Raw genomic sequence first — 18,569 nt, forward strand, 5'->3', positions numbered from 1 at the left:
CTTTTCTTTTTATTATTTCTCAATTTTCTCTGACCTTGGAATTCTGAACCAGAAGCGAGAGCCTTCTCCTTCTTTAGATTCCACTCCGATAACCCCGCCCAGTCTTTCTACTATGACACGGCAGATGGCTAGTCCGAGTCCTGTCCCTTTAATAAAGGAGTTCAGTTTGACGAAGCGCTCAAACACTTTATCTATCTTGTCAGCAGGAATTCCGATACCTGTATCTTTTACATAAAAGTATATTTCATCTTTGGCTTCTTCAATCCGGTATCCCATTTCGATAGAACCTTTAGGGGTGAATTTCAAAGCATTATTTGTAAAGTTGATGATAACCTGTGATAGACGTATGCGGTCGGTATACATCATGCATTGATCTGCTTTCTCTGTGAATAAGATTTGAATGTCTGGGGAAGAATTCTTTTCTTGCATTTGTCTGCAAATACCTTCCATCAATTCGTTGATATCAGTCTGTGCAAATGTGAATTCCATAGTACCGGCTTCAATTTTAGAAAGATCGAGGATGTCGTCTATTAGTTGCAATAATAAGATATTGTTGCTGGAGATGATTTTTACAAATTCTTTTCTCTCTTCCTCTTCCTCCGTTTGGCAAACCATTTCGGAGAATCCTACAATCGCATTTAGCGGGGTTCGTATTTCATGGCTCATATTAGCGAGAAAGGCAGATTTGAGCCGATTGGATTCTTCGGCTTTTTCCTTTGCTTCCTGCAGCATTTTGTCCATCTTTAATTTTTCAGTGATGTTTTCAAAACGAAGTAATCCTCCAATAATTTCAGTTTCCTTTTCATCGCCGAATACAGGTGTTGCGGTCACTTCAAAATCTACATTGTCTACTCTGATGGTATGCCGGATAATTTTGCCCTGTTCGATAGCTTTCTTGAAAGCACATTGTCCACACGGTTCATTACGAAGTGCACTGGTCTGATAGCAAATTTTTCCCGGTATGTATCGTCTGCCTTTTACTAGGCTGGCTATTTGTCTTGTTTCCTCCCATTGTACCCGGTAATTTTTATCAATATAGATAAGGCCGAAGTCGATACTTTTTAGAGCTAGTTTTTGCTTCTTCAATGCTTTTTCCAGTTCTTCCTTGGCGGCAACTAATTCTCTTTCATAATTCTTGAGTTGTGTGATATCCCACCGGGTTGCCAACAGCCATTTCTTTTCTCCTTCCCATGAAATAATAGATTTAACGGCAATAGTATCATGGGTGATTCCATCGGGAGTGGTGTATTTCTCTTCTTTGCGATATACTTTGCCTGCTTGTATGAGTTCTTTGTCGATATGCCGGTATTTTTCACCTCTTTCTTCTCCATAAATTTCATAATCAGTATGTCCGATGGCTTCTTCACTGCTAATGCCGGATTGAGCGGCTGATTCTTTATTCCAGTAATAGTATCGGAAATCGTTTGTTATATCTTTTACAAAGATGGGGAAAGGAAGGTTATCGAGAATATCAAAGGAGAAACGGTAGGAATGATTGGTCTTTTTAATCGTTTTTTGTAATTTACGGATTCTATATAGTAAGATGCTGATGACAAGGAGCAAAATAACTACTAGTAAATAATTATAACCCCAATGAACTTCGTTAATCCAATAATTTAACAAATAATTGTTTGCCATAAAATGTTTGATATAAATGAGGTGTAAAGATATGAATTGTTCTTTAACTTTCAAAAAATAATACATAAATATATTGTCTTTCAACATTATATTGTGAGACTGTAATTATATGCGATGAAGAAATAGTGGAGGTATGGTGTCTTGTAGTTCTTGTATGGTATCATATTTTGCTTGATTTCGAGTCTTTTTTCAGAAAGAAAATGTATTAAAATATTAAATGATGTCTCATGAACTAAAATCATTTCTAGTTTGTTTTAATAACGCTGGAGTATTTTCTATTTTTGTTCACCTAAATAAGTTTTGATAGAGTCAAAATAAAACAATCATTTAATTACGTATGCTAATAACCATTATTATTCTCGTTCTTTCGGCTGTCTTTTTCGTGAACGGCAAGGTTCGTTCGGATATTGTGGCACTGTGTGCACTGATAGCCTTACTTATTTTTCAGATATTAACTCCTGATGAAGCACTTTCCGGTTTTTCTAATTCGGTAGTCATTATGATGATCGGATTGTTTGTAGTGGGAGGGGCTATCTTTCAAACGGGATTGGCAAAGATGATTAGTTCCCGTATTCTTAAACTTGCGGGAACCAGTGAGATCCGGTTATTTCTGTTGGTGATGTTGGTGACTTCGGCCATTGGTGCGTTTGTCAGTAACACAGGAACGGTGGCACTGATGCTTCCTATTGTTGTCAGTCTGGCAATGAGTGCCGGTATGAATCCGAGCAGGCTGTTGATGCCGTTGGCTTTTGCAAGTAGTATGGGAGGTATGATGACTTTAATCGGTACTCCGCCGAACCTTGTGATACAAAATACGTTGACTTCTGCCGGACTTGAACCGCTTTCCTTCTTCTCTTTCCTGCCTGTCGGCATTGTCTGTGTGATTGTCGGTACGCTGGTATTGATGCCACTTAGCAAATGGTTTCTTTCTAAAAAAGGCCAGAAAGATGATAATAAACGTTCGGGTAAGTCACTGAAACAGTTGGTAAATGAATATGGGCTTTCTAGCAATCTGTTTCGTTTGCAGGTAATAAAAGATTCCCGGCTTTTGGGCAAGACGATTATTGACTTGGATATTCGTCGCAAATATGGTTTGAATATCATGGAAGTGCGTCGTGGTGATGCATCGCAACATCGTTTTCTGAAAACGATTACCCAGAAGTTTGCTGCACCGGACACGATGTTGCAAGCCGAGGATATTTTGTATGTGACAGGAGAATTTGATAAGGTACAGCTTTTTGCAGAAGATTTCCTGCTAGAGATTTTAGGTGACCATGCAACGGAAGAAACTCAAAGCGCAACTAACTCTCTGGATTTTTATGACATCGGTATTGCTGAAATAGTGTTGATGCCAGCTTCTAATTTGATAAACCAAACAATTAAGGAAGCCGGTTTTCGTGATAAGTTTAATGTGAACGTATTAGGAATCCGTCGTAAAAAGGAATACTTGTTGCAGGATTTGGGAAATGAGCGGATTCATAGTGGTGATGTGCTTCTGGTTCAGGGAACGTGGAATAATATAGCTCGTCTTAGCAAGGAAGATTCTGATTGGGTTGTTTTGGGACAACCTTTGGCGGAAGCGGCTAAAGTTACATTAGATTATAAAGCTCCGGTAGCGGCTGCTATTATGGTATTAATGGTAGTAATGATGGTATTCGATTTTATTCCGGTTGCTCCGGTTACAGCCGTTATGATAGCGGGTATATTGATGGTATTAACCGGATGTTTCCGTAATGTAGAAGCAGCTTATAAAACGATCAACTGGGAGAGTATTGTATTGATTGCAGCTATGCTTCCTATGTCTCTGGCATTGGAGAAAACGGGAGCTTCGGAATACATTTCCAATACGCTGGTTAACGGCTTGGGATCATACGGACCTGTTGCGTTGATGGCAGGTATTTACTTTACGACTTCGTTGATGACGATGTTTATCAGCAATACAGCTACGGCTGTCTTACTCGCACCGATTGCTCTGCAAAGTGCCATACAGATCGGAGTAAGTCCGGTTCCCTTCTTGTTTGCTGTGACGGTAGGTGCAAGTATGTGTTTCGCTTCTCCATTCTCTACACCGCCTAACGCCCTGGTGATGCCTGCCGGTCAATATACTTTTATGGATTATGTAAAAGTAGGATTGCCGTTGCAGATTATTATGGGAATCGTGATGATTTTTGTATTACCATTGATTTTCCCCTTTTAGTTTTTAATTTTTATCCTTTTAATAAGGAGATGAAAGAGCTCGGTATTTTGTAGTTGTAGTGCTTTGTAACACTGGATCTTTGTCGTTTAATTGAGAGTTGCATAGAATCTGCAACTCTTTTTTTTGATTGCATATTGCATATTTGTACTTCTAAGCTTTTAATATTCAATAATGTAATAGGTCGTTTTTTATTGGGAGTAATTAAAGCCTTATCTTTTAAAAGATGTTAACCGTAGGTCGAAAAATACAACTTTATCCGTTTCTTATTTGTAAATACAACTATCTTTGTACATTCATTGCTGATTGTTGATTCGTAATGATTTTTATTTTTTGTGCAAATAAAGCAAACTTAAGTATTTAAAGATTATGAAACAAAGCATTGTAAAAATCTTCACTTTTTCGTTGTTAGTATCTTCTATCAGTTTTATTAGTTGCGTTGATAATGAGAAAAATCTGTTTAATGCAGATCAACTGAAACAAATTTACGAAGAAACTTTTCCTGTAAAAAACATCGACTCTGATGGTGATTGGACAATGTCACGAAGTGTAACGGCACATGTGTCAATCAATGGGGATCAAGGAGTAGATTATAAGATACAGATATTTGATGCCGATCCATTAAGCCCGGAAAGTACAGCAAAACTCTTAGCGGAAGGAACTGCCACTCAAAGTATGACTTTGGATGTGGTGATGGATTGCGCAACATCTCTTGATAAAGTGTTTGTTGCGCGTATAGATGAACACAAACGTTATCTGGTCCAACCGACAGCGATTGAAAATGGTACAGTGACAGCGCACTTTGGAGACAAAGGTACGCCAACACGTTCTATATCACGAGCTGTGACGACTAGTATACCAGTCATGGAAGCTCCTTATACAGCCGATTTTATTAGTGCTAAAAAGGCAATTTCTACTGTCATTCAGGCTAATTGGGATCTTTCTGCAAAGTCTGGCTGGGGTGGAAGTTATGGTCAATTTCCTGTTTTTACAGAAAGTGAGCGTTGGTTTAAGATTCAGGAAGGAACTTTTAAAGCTGGATTTAGTGCAACTGGAAATAGAGATGGAGAAATAAGTGCTGTGAAAGTAATCGTTCCTCAAGGAAGCACATGGGTTATAGAGAATAGTAATCAATTTTCTGATATTACAGAAATTATCGTTGAGAATGGTGGAAAGATAGAGATTGCTAAAAATGGGAGTCTGATATTAACGCGGGCTTCTTATATAACTGTGATGCAGGGAGGAAGTATTGTTGGTGACAGAGGTATTCAGATAACAAATAGTTCGGCTGGGCGTACAAACTATAATGCGGGTACGATTGATTGTGACTTTTTGAAAATTGATGGAAGTGGAAACGGAGTTGATTTTGTGAATTATGGAACACTTAAACTGAATTCTTATAATGCTTCTACAAATGGTACGACATTGATAAATCATGGAACCATTGAAGTCGAAAATATAGATGGCAACAATAATACTAATATTAAAAACGGTTGTTATCTGAAAGCTGGAAAATTACAATTTGGTACGCTTGTTATGGGAAATACTTCCGAAGCTATTTGCAAAGAATTGACGGGTAATGGAAATGATAATAATATCGTGATGGAAGCACAATCCATGTTGACTTGTACGGGCAAAGCTAATTTATTCAGAACAGTTACCGGTCCGACACAAGGAACTGCCTTATTAAGAATTCACGAAATAGATAATACTTCCGGTCTGGCTCAATCTGCTTCTAAAGTAAGTAATAATATCATTTGTGAAATAACAGATCAAACATATAAAGGCGAAGCACATTATAACTGGTCTCCTTTTGCATGGCTAGTAAATAAGGGATTACAGCAAGGTGCTACCTATTGTAATCCGGGCAAAGCAGAATTTATACTTCCTGCTGACGGTGACTGTGTTAAAGAAGGGTATAACTCTGATGAAAAACCGGATGATGTAGAAATTCGATATGCAGTTTATTCTTATGCTTTCGAAGATAACTATCCGAAAGCAGGAGATTACGATTTCAATGATATTGTGTTGAATGTAACTTTGCCTGCAGCCGGTAATGATGTGAAAGAACTAAAATATAAAATTGACCTTCGGGCAGTTGGTGCCGTGAAACAATTAGGTGCTGGTTTGAGAATACGAGGAATAGACAAAAATAATGTGGAAGAGATAAGTTTTGGTGCAGGCGCTGCTCAACGTACCGGCTCATTAAATTCTGGTATATTTGAAAATGCATCTTATGAAGCCAATGGCAATGAACTTGTGATTCCTTTATTTGGAGACGCACATTATGTATATGGATATACAGGAGCACAACGCCCCATGTTGAATACTGGGAATGCTAGCACTCCTCTTACAGATATATATACTCTTGAAGTGAACGTCAAACTTAAAAATGAAATATCCGTCCCTAGTGTGACAGATGGTTTAGACTTCTTCATTGCTTATCAGGGGATAGGTCAAAAGAGAACAGAAATCCATTTGACTCATTTTAATTCGGCTACGGCGAATGGACAATTGGCGGATAATGAGGTGCTTGAGGTAATCAAGGCAGTTAATAATACATGGGCTTTGTGTGTTCCTGATAAATTTGCTTATCCAACAGAAACAACAGTGATAACGAACGCATATTCTAAATTTGCAGATTGGGCACACGATCAGAGCTCAACTACTGATTGGTATAAGACAGTTAGTAGTGATAAAGTGATTCAGTACTAAAACTATTAAAGAGAAATATTGCAAACAGTTTTATTCGAAAAGAACTTGTGTGCATTGATTATGGGGAGATTGTAGGAAGTAAGTGCTGCCTTAATGCTCCCCTTTTTTATGTAATTACCCATTCGATGACAAAGTAAATACATAAAGTTTTAGAATCTCTGATTATTCTGACGATTGTTCGTGTAATCAAGGGTTTTGCTATCTCTCATGTTCTATCATTCTTCTCTATTAGCAGGAAAATCCCCATGATTTATTGAAAAACAATGCCTTTATTGCGTAAAGCACCGCATATTTACATCAAAAGCGCCGCTATATTTGTAAAAAACATAAGGATAAAGTAAGTAAAAGATGCGGATAATGTCATCAAAAGCTATGGATGAAGTAAACAAACCATTGGGATAGTGTCGCTATATCGTAAATGTTGTTAGAATTTCCTACTTTCTTTCCATTGATTTTTCTATTTGGGGCTTTGATAATGGTAAAAAGAAAAAAGTAAAAGGGAACTTTATTAGTACATGTGATGCCCGTTTGATTGTAGAAATGCTGTGCGCGTATTAAAATGTATATATATCATGCTTAATTGTAGAATAGTGAATTGAATAAAGCCCTCTACAGTGGCAGAAAAATTTTACTTCAGCCAAAGGGAGGAAAGAAGCGATCCCTGATAGATTAAGAATTACAAAGTGTCAGTAGTATCTTTTTGTAAATTCAAATTTCTCATGTTGAATGTTTTGTAACTGCAAAGATACGAAGAATGGTAACTATATTGAATGATAGTTGCTTAATATCATAGCAGGACCGAGCTCCAGAGATGTACAAATCAGGCGATTTAGGTTATTCAACCTTAATTCGCTTTTTTCTGCATCACTACTATCTGATTAAACCGTTTTTGTGACGGAGTACCAACTACAATTTCTTTTGGAGGAAATCGCTTGTCGAACTCATTAGCAGCAGATTTATCAATCTGATATATTTTATCTTCTATATAACGGCCTTTTACATTGGCTAAAGCATTATCATATAATTCACAAACATGAAGAGCAGTAGCATACATATTGTCTTCAGTGCGAATCCCTAATGTTTCGGCAGGAATGAATCCTTGTCGGAGATAATAATCCGGGTCACCACAAAGTAAAATAGCACGAAATCCCATTTCGGAAGCTAATTTTTTGGTAAGTGCAATCATTCTTCCTCCGATACCTTGCTGTTGGTATTCGGGGAGGACAGAAATGGGCCCCAGGCTCAAAACCTCATATTGGTTACCGTCATCTGCCATGATAAATGATTTGAGGCAGACAACATTACCGACAATCTTGTTATTATGTTCTGCAACAATATCGAGCTCCGGCACAAACTTAGGATGGTTACGCATAATATGAAGGAGGTAATGTTCGTCACATCCCGGAGAATAATGATTCCAGAATGCTTCCCGTGTAATGTTTTCGGTTTCATGATAATCCGAAGATTGCTCAATTCTAAGTTTTATATCCATATTGTTTCAAATATATAGTTGCACAAATATAAAGAACAAAATCCGAATACCTAACTCTTTTAAAGATGAATCTATACATTATAGCAAGATGAGACAAAAACTCCCGATACTAGTATATCCAGACTTAGTATCAGGAGTTTTTTATATATTCATTCATCGAGATTGCGGAGAATCAGGCCTGTTCATGTTTTGCGTGTACAAGCTGTCTATAATACCGTCGGACAGTCCGATGGTAGGTACAATAATTCCGGTAGCTTTTACATGAGTAGCTATCTCGAGAAATATCTCTGCAGCAGGAACAATAACATCGGCCCGGTCCGGTTTCAACTTATATTGCTTAATACGTTGTTCGGTAGAGAGGGCTTTTAATGTTTCATATATATCTTGCAGTGATTCGATGGGTAGGAGAGACGCTTTTTTGTCTTTCTTGTCCGCTAAACGAAATAACTTATTAATATTTCCTCCCGAACCGATGATGCTGATAGGGGTATATTCTGTGGCAAGCCCTATCAGGTCAGTGCGCAAAGCTTCCTTTTCTTCTTCCTTTACCATACCGCTAAGCATACGTACCGTACCTATATTATATGAACGGGAATTTTTCAGTTCACCGTTGCTGATGAGATTAATTTCCGTACTACCACCTCCTACATCTACATACAAGTAATTTTGTCCTGAAGCAAATAACTGTTCGATATGATTGTCGTAAACAATATGCGCCTCTTCCTGCCCGTCGATGATTTCTACACGGATACCCGTTTTTTTGACGATCTGCTGAACGATATCCTTGCCATTACGTGCATCACGCATGGCAGAGGTGGCACACGCACGATAGTCTACCACATCATATATCTTCATTAATTGTTTGTAGGCTTTCATCAGCCGAATCAGTTTCTTCTCTTTTTCTGTAGAGATAACCCCCACAGTAAAGGCGTCTTCTCCCAACCGTAACGGAATACGGATGAGCTGTACCTTACTCATTAATTCGGGCGCATTCTCCTCGTTTACACATTTTATCAGCAGCCGCACCGCATTAGAGCCTATATCTATTGCCGCATAATTAACTTTCTTCATACTTATCATAATGTATTCTTGTATTCGTTATATAATTTTTCTTGTGAGCGGAATGGGACACTGTTCTCTTCCCGTTCTTTTTCCCGGTTCTCGCCTGTACCATCCACAATTCTTCCTTTTGCCGTATCCCGGAATCCGTAGCAGACAATTCGTTTTAAATCTGCCTGGATTTCTTTATCATAGACCGGTGCCGCCACCTCAATACGATTATCCAGGTTGCGAGGCATCCAGTCGGCAGAACCAATGTAGTATTTTTCTTCTCCACCATTGGCGAAGATGAAAATGCGCGAATGTTCGAGATAACGGTCGATAATACCATTGATGTGTATATTCTCGCTGATACCCGGAACGCCTGTCACTAAAGAACAGTTACCGCGTACTACCAGTTCCACTTGAACACCCGCTGTTGAGGCTTCGTATAGCTTTTCAACAAGTGCACGGTCAGTAATATGATTTACTTTAGCAAGGATATAAGCCTCTTTTCCCTGTTCCTTATTTTTTATCTCTTTGTTGATAAGCGCAATGAATCGTTTACGCATATCATTGGGAGAAACGAGCAATTCTTTGAAATCAACAGGAGTATAAGGCTTTTCGATAAAATCGAATACGGCATTGACTTCCCGGACAATGGGACGGTGAGCAGTCATAATGGTATAGTCAGTATACATACGTGCATTTCCTTCATGGAAATTTCCTGTACTGATGCAGGCGATATCTCCGTGCCGAGTGCCGATATGCAGCAATTTAGAATGAATTTTCAAACCCTCTACTCCGAAAATAACATGAATCCCCGCATCCTGCATTTTCTTGCTCCAGTTGATATTAGACGCTTCATCAAAACGTGCCAACAGTTCGATAACTACTGTGACTTTTTTCCCGTTTTTGGCTGCACTGATTAAAGCCTTTATCACTTTGGAGTCTTTAGCCAAACGATAAAGCGTCATCTTGATACTTTTTACTTCTTTACTGATAGCGGCTTCTCGCAACACACGGATGAAAGTATCGAAACTATGATAAGGATAATGTAAGGAACGATCTTTCCGACGAATCAAAGTGAGCAGACTTTCCATGCCATTCAGTTCAGGCTTGAAGATAGGTTCCCAAACAGGATATTTCAGTTCATGATGACCGCAAACCGGAAATTTCATCAAATCCTTGAAATTGTGATAGCGTCCTCCGGCTACACGCGTGTCATTCTTATCCACGTTCAGGCGGCCGGTCAACTTTTTCAGCAAGTCTTTAGGAATTTGTTCGTCATAGACGAAACGGATCGGTTCCCCTTTCTTCCGGCTTTTCACACCTTTGGAAATCTTCTGAAGTACCCCTGTTCGCAGATCACTGTCAATTTCCATTTCGGCGTCTTTAGTGAATTTGAAAGTGTACGCCTCATAATCTGTGTACTTCATGCCAACAAAAATCATCGGCAAACAATAGCGGATCACGTCATCAAGAAACATGAGATATGTTTTTCCATCCGAATCAGGTAATTGAATAAAACGGCCGAAGTCTCCGGTCGGCAGTTCAATCACTGCATAGTCTTTCTCCTTTATCTTTCCCGTTTCATCTTTGCGCAGCAGACGGATGGCAAGGTAAATATCCTCATCTGTCTGATCGTCCAGCGGGCGGGTTCCATTGAGGAAAAGCGGATTGGTAGAACCATTCAGTTTGTTGCGATAGAAAGAAGTGACGAATGCTTTCTGTTCGTCCGTCATTTCCGCATCTTTGATGACGTAGATATTCTCTTTCTTCAATTCCTCCATAATGGAAGCGAATATCTCCTCAAACTGCTTGTAGTAACGATTGTGCAGCTTTCCTATTTGTTTCAGAGTGCAGGCGGCGGTTTCTTGTTCTGCTTGTATGTTTTTATCGGCATATTCTACGATCCGGTTCAGAGTCGCTACACGGACACGGAAGAATTCATCCAGGTTATTTGAATAGATGCCAAGAAAAGTGAGTCGTTCCAGCAGTGGCACTTCTGGACGGGCGGCTTCTAGCAGAATACGTTGGTTGAAGTACATCCAACTGATGTCACGCTCTACATAAGGGTATTTCTTTTTTATTTCGCTTTGTTTCATTGTGAAAAAGGAACTGTTTAAAATTTCTGCAAAAATATCAATGTGAGATGTAATCGTCATAACGATATTATTACGAACTTATTACAATGTTTATTTGTTATTTTTATATATCAGTAGAAACACTTATATTCGCAAAAGTATTGGAACAGACTCGGTTAAAAAATATAGAATTTATGAAAACAATGAATTATTCCCTTATTCGCATTCTCTTCGCACTTGTGATTGGATTGGTACTCGTGATTTGGCCCAATGCGGCTGCCAGTTATATTGTCATTACGGTAGGTGTTGCCTTCTTGATTCCCGGTGTTATCAGCCTTTTTGGCTATTTCGGCCGGAAAAGACCGGAAGGTGAAGCAGCTCCCCGTTTTCCGATAGAAGGAATCGGTAGCTTATTATTCGGACTTTGGTTGATTGTGATGCCTGAATTCTTTGCAGATGTCCTGATGTTTTTATTGGGATTTATCCTGATTATGGGAGGAGTGCAACAGATTGCTTCTTTGTCGATGGCTCGTCGGTGGATGCCCGTTCCGGGAGCTTTTTATCTGATTCCTTCGCTGATTCTTATTGCGGGTATTATCGCTTTGTTCAATCCGACAGGAGCGCGTAATACTGCATTTATAATTATTGGTATCAGCAGTTTGGTTTATTCTCTTTCCGAATTGATAAACTGGTTCAAGTTTGCCCGTCGCCGCCCGAAGGCTCCGGTTATGCATGACGATGATGATATTGAAGACGCAAAGATTATCGAATAAAAAAAAGAAGAGGACTGCTTCACAGCACCCCTCCCCGCAAACTTAAAACAACCAACAAAAGAAATAGATAATTTTTTTTCTATCTCACAAATAACAGTTCCCTGTATTTTGGAAGCGTCCACATCTGATTGTCAACAATCAGTTCCAACTTGTCGATGTGATAACGGATTTCTTCCAGTGCCGGGACAATCGTGTCGTGGTAGGCAATGGCTTTTTCCCGTTCGCTTTCTATCTTGTTTGCAACCTTACGAGCCTCAATCATTGCATCTACATGCTCCTTGATGAAAGCTGTACGGTCGGCAATCTCTTCAATAAGCTCCAGGTTCTTAGCAGACAATTTCGCTGCCTTTTCTGCTGGGAAAAGAGATTGCATCTTATAGACATTATTAATTAAGTCCGTCTGGTATTGAGTGGCAACCGGAATGATATGATTCATTGCCAAGTCACCCAATACACGTGCCTCAATCTGAATCTTCTTCGTATAAGTTTCCCATTTCACCTCGTTACGGGCTTCCAGTTCTTTCTTGGTCATTACACCGGTAGCTTCGAACATGGCAATTGTTTCCGGTTTCAGGTAATTGTCGAAGATAACAGGAACACTGGTTTCGCAATCCAGTCCACGACGGGCAGCTTCTTTCTTCCATTCGTCACTGTAACCGTTACCGTCGAAATGAATGGCTTTACATTCTTTGATATATCCGCGGATGATTTCAAGAATGGCGGAAACTTTGGGTTCTCCCTTTTCAATCAACGCATCCACGTCCTTTTTAAACTTCACCAATTGATTTGCTACGGCCGAGTTCAATGCAATCATGGCAGAAGCACAGTTTGCTTCGGAACCTACGGCACGGAACTCAAAGCGGTTGCCTGTGAAAGCAAATGGAGAAGTACGGTTACGGTCTGTATTATCGATCAGTAATTCAGGAATCTGCGGAATATCCAACTTCATTCCCTGTTTACCGCTAAGGCTGATTAAATCATCTTTCGTACTGTTTTCGATATGATCCAATACCTGCGACAACTGTTTTCCAAGGAAAGAGGAGATAATTGCAGGAGGTGCCTCATTCGCTCCCAGACGGTGGGCGTTGGTAGCACTGGAGATAGAAGCTTTCAGTAGTCCGTTATGATGATAAACTGCCATCAATGTATTGACAACGAATGTAACAAAACGTAGATTGTCTTCCGGAGTCTTACCCGGTCCCATTAATAAGATACCTGTATCAGTGCCCAAAGACCAGTTGTTGTGTTTACCCGATCCGTTGACACCCTTGAATGGCTTTTCATGAAGTAGTACACGGAAACCATGACGGCGGCTTACCTTACGCATTAATGACATAATCAGTAAGTTATGGTCATTAGCAAGGTTACACTCTTCAAAGATAGGAGCCAACTCGAATTGGTTCGGGGCAACCTCGTTGTGACGAGTCTTAACAGGAATACCTAATTTTAACGCTTCAATTTCAAGGTCCTTCATGAAAGCGGCTACGCGGGTGGGGATAGCACCGAAGTAGTGATCCTCCAACTGTTGGTTTTTGGCACTGTCATGTCCCATCAAAGTACGACCGGTCATTAGTAAGTCCGGACGTGCGGCATACAATCCTTCGTCTACCAGGAAGTATTCCTGTTCCCATCCTAAGTAAGCAACTACTTTTTTCACTTCCGGATTAAAATACTGACATACGGCTACGGCTGCTTTATCTACAGCACGCAATGCCTTCAGTAAGGGAGCTTTATAGTCAAGAGCTTCACCGGTATATGCGATAAATACAGTCGGGATGCAAAGTGTATCATCCACGATGAAAGCAGGTGACGAGGGGTCCCATGCGCTGTATCCGCGAGCTTCGAATGTATTACGGATACCGCCATTCGGGAAAGAAGAAGCATCCGGCTCCTGCTGTACGAGCAGTTTACCTGTAAATTCTTCCATCATACCACCTTTGCCGTCATGTTCAACGAAGGCATCGTGCTTTTCTGCCGTACCCTCGGTCAGCGGTGCAAACCAGTGCGTGTAATGAGTGACACCCATTTCGATAGCCCATTTCTTCATGCCGGCAGCTACCTCGTCGGCAATGCTGCGATCTAGCGGAGCACCATTGTCAATTGCATCAATCAGTGCATTGTATACCTTACTGGGAAGGTATTTGAACATCTTTTCCTTGTTGAATACATACTTGCCGAAGTATTCCGAAGGACGTTCGGCAGGTGTTGCTACCTCAACAGCCTTTTTCTTGAAAGCTGTCTCTACTACTCTGAATCTAAGTTTTGACATAATACCTAATTTGATTTGTTGTTAAATATGTTAGAGCAAATAATTTTCTCTGTGTGGTTCCCGGGAAGGCGGTCAGGCCCGCCCGGGATAAATCTTTTTAATCTATATAGCCTAATTCACTTACTGATGAGTAGACTTACTTTTAATTATAAGTAACTTAGTTGTAAGCAGATTCACCGTGTTCGTAAATGTCAAGACCTTCTTCTTCGACACGTGCCGGAACGCGAAGTCCGTGAATCTTATCAAGCGTTTTGAAAATGATGAATCCCATGCCTGCTGCCCATGCACTTACTACCAATGCTCCGAATAGTTGTGCACCGAGGAATCCGAAACCGTATCCATAGAATAAACCTTCACTGGTAGAGAACAAACCTGTGAGAATCGTTCCTAAAAAACCACACACACCATGTACGGAAGATGCACCTACCGGATCGTCTATCTTTAAAACCTTGTCAATGAAGTCAACGGAGAATATCATTACGACACCACATATCGCACCTATCAAGGCTGCTCCTGCGGGAGATACTGCGTCACATCCTGCTGTGATACCTACCAGACCTGCCAAGATACCATTCAGTGTCAATGACAGGGATGGTTTTCCATATTTCATCCAGCTCACCAACAGAGCAAAGAAACCACCGGCACAAGCAGCCAGGTTCGTTGTCAGGAATACGTGGGAAATAGCGATTGCGTCGGCTTCGGTTGCTGCTGCCAATTGAGAACCGGGGTTGAATCCGAACCATCCGAACCAAAGAATGAATACCCCCAGTGCAGCAATAGTCAGGCTATGGCCTGGGATAGCTTTTGATTTGCCGTCTTTACCATATTTACCGATACGGGGACCAAGAATGGCAGCACCTACCGAAGCAATCCATCCACCTACAGAGTGAACGACTGTAGAACCGGCAAAGTCATGGAATGTAGTGCCGAAGTGACTCATCATGAAAGAACCTTCTTCACCGTTCATCAGCCAGCCTCCGCCCCATGTCCAGTGACCGGATATCGGATAAATCAGTACACTGATAAAGATGGTGTAGACTATATACATGGAGAATTTTGTTCGTTCTGCCATGGCTCCTGATACAATTGTAGCTGCTGTCGCACAGAATACGGTTTGGAATATGAGGAATCCTTCGGTTGGCAAACCATTATTAATGAAAGAAAGGTCGCAGAAGTGAGGCATTCCGATGAATCCGCCTGCGCCGAACATCAATCCGAAACCGATAAACCAGTATAGTAAAGAGCCGAACATGAAGTCTACAAAGTTCTTCATCAGAATGTTGGCAGTATTTTTCACTCTGGTAAAACCTGCTTCTACTAATGCAAATCCCGGCTGCATGAAGAATACGAGCATTGCTGCAAGCAACATCCATACAGTATTTAATCCAAGAGCTAATTCACCAACCGTATCGGGAGCTGCTGATGCTTCTTCGGCAGGAGCTGCAACGACTTCGGTAATTGTTTCTGTAACTGCTGCAACTGTATCGGCAGCGGCTGCGTTTTGTGCCGACATATCAGTAGTAAAACAGCACAAAATGAATATAGTAGTGGCTATCCACAACTTTATGAAGCTATGGCTTTTATATTTTGTATCCATAATAATTATCTTATTTTATACCTATTATTTATTAGTGATGTTGTAAACCTCTTTATAAACGTTATAATCCGCAAGGAAACCTGGGAGCGGCACCTTGCCGCTGCCGATTAACGTTCTTGTTCTGCATTGTAGAGGGCTATGTCACCACGTTCGGCAGTGCGTATCCGGATAGCGTCTTCGATAGGAATGACGAAAATACGTCCGTCACCGATTTCTCCGGTCTGTGCAGCTTTGATGATAGCCTGCACTGTTTTCTCGGTATTTTTGTCGCGTACGACAATAGAGATCAAAATTCGTTCAATGGTGCTGGTGTCATATACTACGCCACGGTAGATACGTCCTTGCCGTGCTTTTCCAATACCTCTTACATCGTAATAAGAGAACCATTCGATGTCCGCTTCGAGTAGGGCGTCTTTTACGTCCTCGAATTTGGTTTTACGGATAATAGCTTCAATCTTTTTCATATACCTTAAATATTAGTGTTGACCTGTAAAAGAAAGAGGTATAGGGTGTGGCAGCCATAGTAGGTTACCATACAACAAACCGATAAAATCTAAACTCTAACTACCTGATCCCTATACGCTCTTTGATATTCTATATTCTCTCTCTTAAAAACTTAATCCGAATGCGAAGTAGGCTCCTTCTGTCCGTGGATTGACAGATACCTTGGCAAATGCCGGAACGGAGAAGGAATCTGTGATTTTGATATCCTTGGAAGCTCCGAGACTTACGTCTGATACGCAGAACCCACTTGTATAGCCATTGTAGAAAGTTGTCTCCCAAGGAACCATACCTAAATCTACTGTCCAGTCGAGACCTCCCAATTTGAATGGTGCGCTAAGTGCGAGGTAAGAAGAATAAGCCCTTTTGCCATTTTCTTTCACGCCGTCGGCACCTGCAAAATTTGTATACCAGTTGACTGCCAGTGGTCCGAAGTCATATCCGACTTGTGCTTCAAATACATGAGCCGTTGAATGAGCTCCGTATTTAAAATACTTGTTAGTTGCAAAGATCGTTTCTCCATCATCGTCTATGCCAGTTTCTACTTGGGTATTAAACCAATAATCCGTCACTGAAACGCTAAAACCGCCTATCGAATAACCAAGAGTTAAATCGAACTCTTTTGTGTCCGTCGATTCGAATCCTACCGATCCCCATGCTCCGAGTGAGAAACCTTTGTAAGAGATTTCCAGTGAGGGTTGAACGCTCACTCCGCCTAAATCCTGGCCGCGCCAGATGTAACCACTTACCAGATCTGCTCCAACGGAAGCTTCTACCTTATCTTGTGCCATCATTGTAGACGGGACAAGCCCTGACAGTAATAATGCTACTGTTATTACCCTCATTTTTTTGTTAATCGTCGTTTTCATCGTCTTTTTACCTTTAATAGTTAGAAAAATGTGGATGTACGGTCCATGTATATATAGTAGCGCGCGAAATACTATCAAGTAAATTGAAAAATCACTGGTTATGAATAGACTAGGAGAAGTTATTCAAAATTCTTATAGCCAGTTTTTTATTCTTCTCATCGCTTCGATACAGTCGTTGCGTTCACCAAATGCAGTTAGCCGGATATATCCTTCACCGCTTGGTCCGAAGCCTACACCGGGGGTACCGACCACATTGGCTTCATACAACATCTGTTCGAAGAATCGCCATGACGAAAGCCCGTTCGGAGTTTTCACCCATAAGTAGGGAGCGTTGACTCCTCCATACACTTTCAGTCCTGCGGCTTCCAATCCCTCTTTCATAATTTGGGCGTTGGTCATATAATAGTCGATTGTTTCTTTAATCTGTATTTTGCCTTCTGCACTGTAAACGGCTTCTGCAGCCCGTTGGGTAATGTAAGAAGTACCGTTGAACTTGGTGCACTGGCGGCGGTTCCACAATCTGTTGAGCGGTATGCGGTCGCCTTCCAGAGTGGCGGCGGTGAGTTCTTTCGGAACCACGGTATATCCGCAGCGTACTCCGGTAAATCCTGCCGTTTTTGAAAAACTACGGAATTCGATCGCACACTTTTTAGCTCCCTTAATCTCATAGATAGAGTGGGGGACATTTTCGTCCTGGATATATGCTTCATAAGCGGCATCGAACAGAATCAATGTATCGTTTGCCAATGCATAGTCCACCCATTTCTTCAGTTCCGGTTTGGTTAAGGTTGTTCCTGTCGGGTTGTTCGGATAGCAGAGATAAACAATGTCTATCCGTTTGTCTGGAATTTCCGGAATAAAGTTGTTCTCACTTGTGCAAGGCATATAAGTAACATTACTCCATTTGCCCGTCTCTTCTTCCAACACTCCGGCGCGTCCGCACATGACATTGCTGTCTATATAAACCGGATAGATGGGATCTGTAACACCTACGCTATTGTCATGGCGAAGAATATCGCCTATATTTCCGGTATCGCTTTTGGCACCGTCACTGACAAATATCTCGGACGCCGAGAAGTGAATCCCACGTGGAATAAAGTCATTTTTTATAATTGCTTCAATCAGAAAATCATATCCCTGTTCAGGACCATATCCGCGGAATGTATCCTTGCTGGCCAGCTCTTCTACCGCTTTGTGCATGGCTTCGATACACGCTTTCGGAAGCGGTTGGGTGACATCACCGATACCCAACCGGATAATATCCTGTTTAGGATGTGTTATCTTGAAGGTATTTACCTTTTTCGCTATGTCCGAGAATAAATAGCTTCCCGGTAACTTCAAAAAATGTTCGTTTACTAATGCCATCTTGTTATTGTTTTAAGTTCTGCAAAATCTA

The 18,569-nt window shown here is 40.8% G+C and carries 12 protein-coding genes; 3 read left to right on the top strand and 9 right to left on the bottom strand.

Features of this window, described 5'->3' with window-relative positions; genetic code table 11:
* Nucleotides 1-12: 12 nt before the first annotated feature.
* A complete protein-coding gene (locus tag AB5217_RS00365) occupies nt 13-1,638 on the bottom strand; it encodes an ATP-binding protein (protein WP_032846148.1) in 1,626 nt (541 codons plus the stop codon).
* Between the two features lie 337 nt (nt 1,639-1,975).
* On the opposite strand from AB5217_RS00365, the gene AB5217_RS00370 reads away from it, so the two are divergent.
* Together AB5217_RS00370 and AB5217_RS00375 are read left to right on the top strand one after the other, a co-directional pair.
* Complete coding sequence (locus tag AB5217_RS00370) at nt 1,976-3,835, top strand: SLC13 family permease (RefSeq protein WP_004300098.1); 1,860 nt, start codon at nt 1,976-1,978, stop codon at nt 3,833-3,835.
* Nucleotides 3,836-4,201: 366 nt separating this feature from the next.
* Complete coding sequence (locus AB5217_RS00375) at nt 4,202-6,547, top strand: LruC domain-containing protein (protein WP_032854220.1); 2,346 nt, start codon at nt 4,202-4,204, stop codon at nt 6,545-6,547.
* Between the two features lie 844 nt (nt 6,548-7,391).
* Here the strand turns inward: AB5217_RS00375 and AB5217_RS00380 are convergent.
* From AB5217_RS00380 to AB5217_RS00390, 3 genes are all read right to left on the bottom strand, one after another.
* Nucleotides 7,392-8,039 carry a GNAT family N-acetyltransferase gene (locus AB5217_RS00380; protein WP_004303716.1) on the bottom strand — a complete coding sequence of 216 codons (648 nt, stop codon included), beginning with the start codon at nt 8,037-8,039 and terminating at the stop codon, nt 7,392-7,394.
* A gap of 153 nt (nt 8,040-8,192) precedes the next feature.
* On the bottom strand, nt 8,193-9,119 hold the full coding sequence (locus AB5217_RS00385) for an exopolyphosphatase (RefSeq protein WP_004317877.1): 927 nt from the start codon (nt 9,117-9,119) through the stop codon (nt 8,193-8,195).
* On the bottom strand, nt 9,116-11,185 hold the full coding sequence (locus AB5217_RS00390) for an RNA degradosome polyphosphate kinase (protein WP_032846627.1): 2,070 nt from the start codon (nt 11,183-11,185) through the stop codon (nt 9,116-9,118). Before AB5217_RS00390 ends, AB5217_RS00385 begins: the two co-directional genes overlap by 4 nt.
* Nucleotides 11,186-11,358: 173 nt before the next feature.
* Between AB5217_RS00390 and AB5217_RS00395 the strand changes: the two genes are divergently transcribed.
* A complete protein-coding gene (locus AB5217_RS00395; protein ID WP_004303713.1) occupies nt 11,359-11,937 on the top strand; it encodes an HdeD family acid-resistance protein in 579 nt (192 codons plus the stop codon).
* A 79-nt stretch (nt 11,938-12,016) separates the two neighbouring features.
* Here AB5217_RS00395 and AB5217_RS00400 read toward each other — a convergent pair whose 3' ends face one another.
* From AB5217_RS00400 to AB5217_RS00420, 5 genes are all read right to left on the bottom strand, one after another.
* The gene (locus AB5217_RS00400) at nt 12,017-14,206 is read right to left on the bottom strand and encodes a glutamine synthetase III (protein ID WP_004303703.1); all 2,190 of its coding nucleotides are present in this window, start codon (nt 14,204-14,206) and stop codon (nt 12,017-12,019) included.
* A gap of 157 nt (nt 14,207-14,363) precedes the next feature.
* Nucleotides 14,364-15,803: an ammonium transporter gene (locus AB5217_RS00405; RefSeq protein ID WP_368112738.1), complete on the bottom strand. Its 1,440-nt coding sequence runs from the start codon at nt 15,801-15,803 to the stop codon at nt 14,364-14,366.
* 107 nt (nt 15,804-15,910) lie between these two features.
* On the bottom strand, nt 15,911-16,267 hold the full coding sequence (locus tag AB5217_RS00410) for a P-II family nitrogen regulator (protein WP_004303701.1): 357 nt from the start codon (nt 16,265-16,267) through the stop codon (nt 15,911-15,913).
* A gap of 144 nt (nt 16,268-16,411) precedes the next feature.
* A complete protein-coding gene (locus AB5217_RS00415) occupies nt 16,412-17,173 on the bottom strand; it encodes a hypothetical protein (RefSeq protein WP_004303700.1) in 762 nt (253 codons plus the stop codon).
* A gap of 132 nt (nt 17,174-17,305) precedes the next feature.
* Nucleotides 17,306-18,538 carry an LL-diaminopimelate aminotransferase gene (locus AB5217_RS00420; RefSeq protein WP_032854219.1) on the bottom strand — a complete coding sequence of 411 codons (1,233 nt, stop codon included), beginning with the start codon at nt 18,536-18,538 and terminating at the stop codon, nt 17,306-17,308.
* Between the last annotated feature and the right edge of the window lie 31 nt (nt 18,539-18,569).

The organism is Bacteroides sp. MSSM.1001136sp1_RTP21357st2_D2_RTP21359_211015, assembly GCF_040913205.1.
GTDB lineage: Bacteria > Bacteroidota > Bacteroidia > Bacteroidales > Bacteroidaceae > Bacteroides > Bacteroides ovatus.

Bases quoted from the DNA above. Each gene is read 5' to 3' on its own strand.
- AB5217_RS00380 (WP_004303716.1), bottom strand. From the start codon at position 8,039: ATGGATATAAAACTTAGAATTGAGCAATCTTCGGATTATCATGAAACC.
- AB5217_RS00400 (WP_004303703.1), bottom strand. From the start codon at position 14,206: ATGTCAAAACTTAGATTCAGAGTAGTAGAGACAGCTTTCAAGAAAAAG.
- AB5217_RS00370 (WP_004300098.1), top strand. From the start codon at position 1,976: ATGCTAATAACCATTATTATTCTCGTTCTTTCGGCTGTCTTTTTCGTG.
- AB5217_RS00420 (WP_032854219.1), bottom strand. From the start codon at position 18,538: ATGGCATTAGTAAACGAACATTTTTTGAAGTTACCGGGAAGCTATTTA.
- AB5217_RS00405 (WP_368112738.1), bottom strand. From the start codon at position 15,803: ATGGATACAAAATATAAAAGCCATAGCTTCATAAAGTTGTGGATAGCC.
- AB5217_RS00410 (WP_004303701.1), bottom strand. From the start codon at position 16,267: ATGAAAAAGATTGAAGCTATTATCCGTAAAACCAAATTCGAGGACGTA.
- AB5217_RS00365 (WP_032846148.1), bottom strand. From the start codon at position 1,638: ATGGCAAACAATTATTTGTTAAATTATTGGATTAACGAAGTTCATTGG.
- AB5217_RS00415 (WP_004303700.1), bottom strand. From the start codon at position 17,173: ATGAAAACGACGATTAACAAAAAAATGAGGGTAATAACAGTAGCATTA.
- AB5217_RS00385 (WP_004317877.1), bottom strand. From the start codon at position 9,119: ATGATAAGTATGAAGAAAGTTAATTATGCGGCAATAGATATAGGCTCT.
- AB5217_RS00390 (WP_032846627.1), bottom strand. From the start codon at position 11,185: ATGAAACAAAGCGAAATAAAAAAGAAATACCCTTATGTAGAGCGTGAC.
- AB5217_RS00375 (WP_032854220.1), top strand. From the start codon at position 4,202: ATGAAACAAAGCATTGTAAAAATCTTCACTTTTTCGTTGTTAGTATCT.
- AB5217_RS00395 (WP_004303713.1), top strand. From the start codon at position 11,359: ATGAAAACAATGAATTATTCCCTTATTCGCATTCTCTTCGCACTTGTG.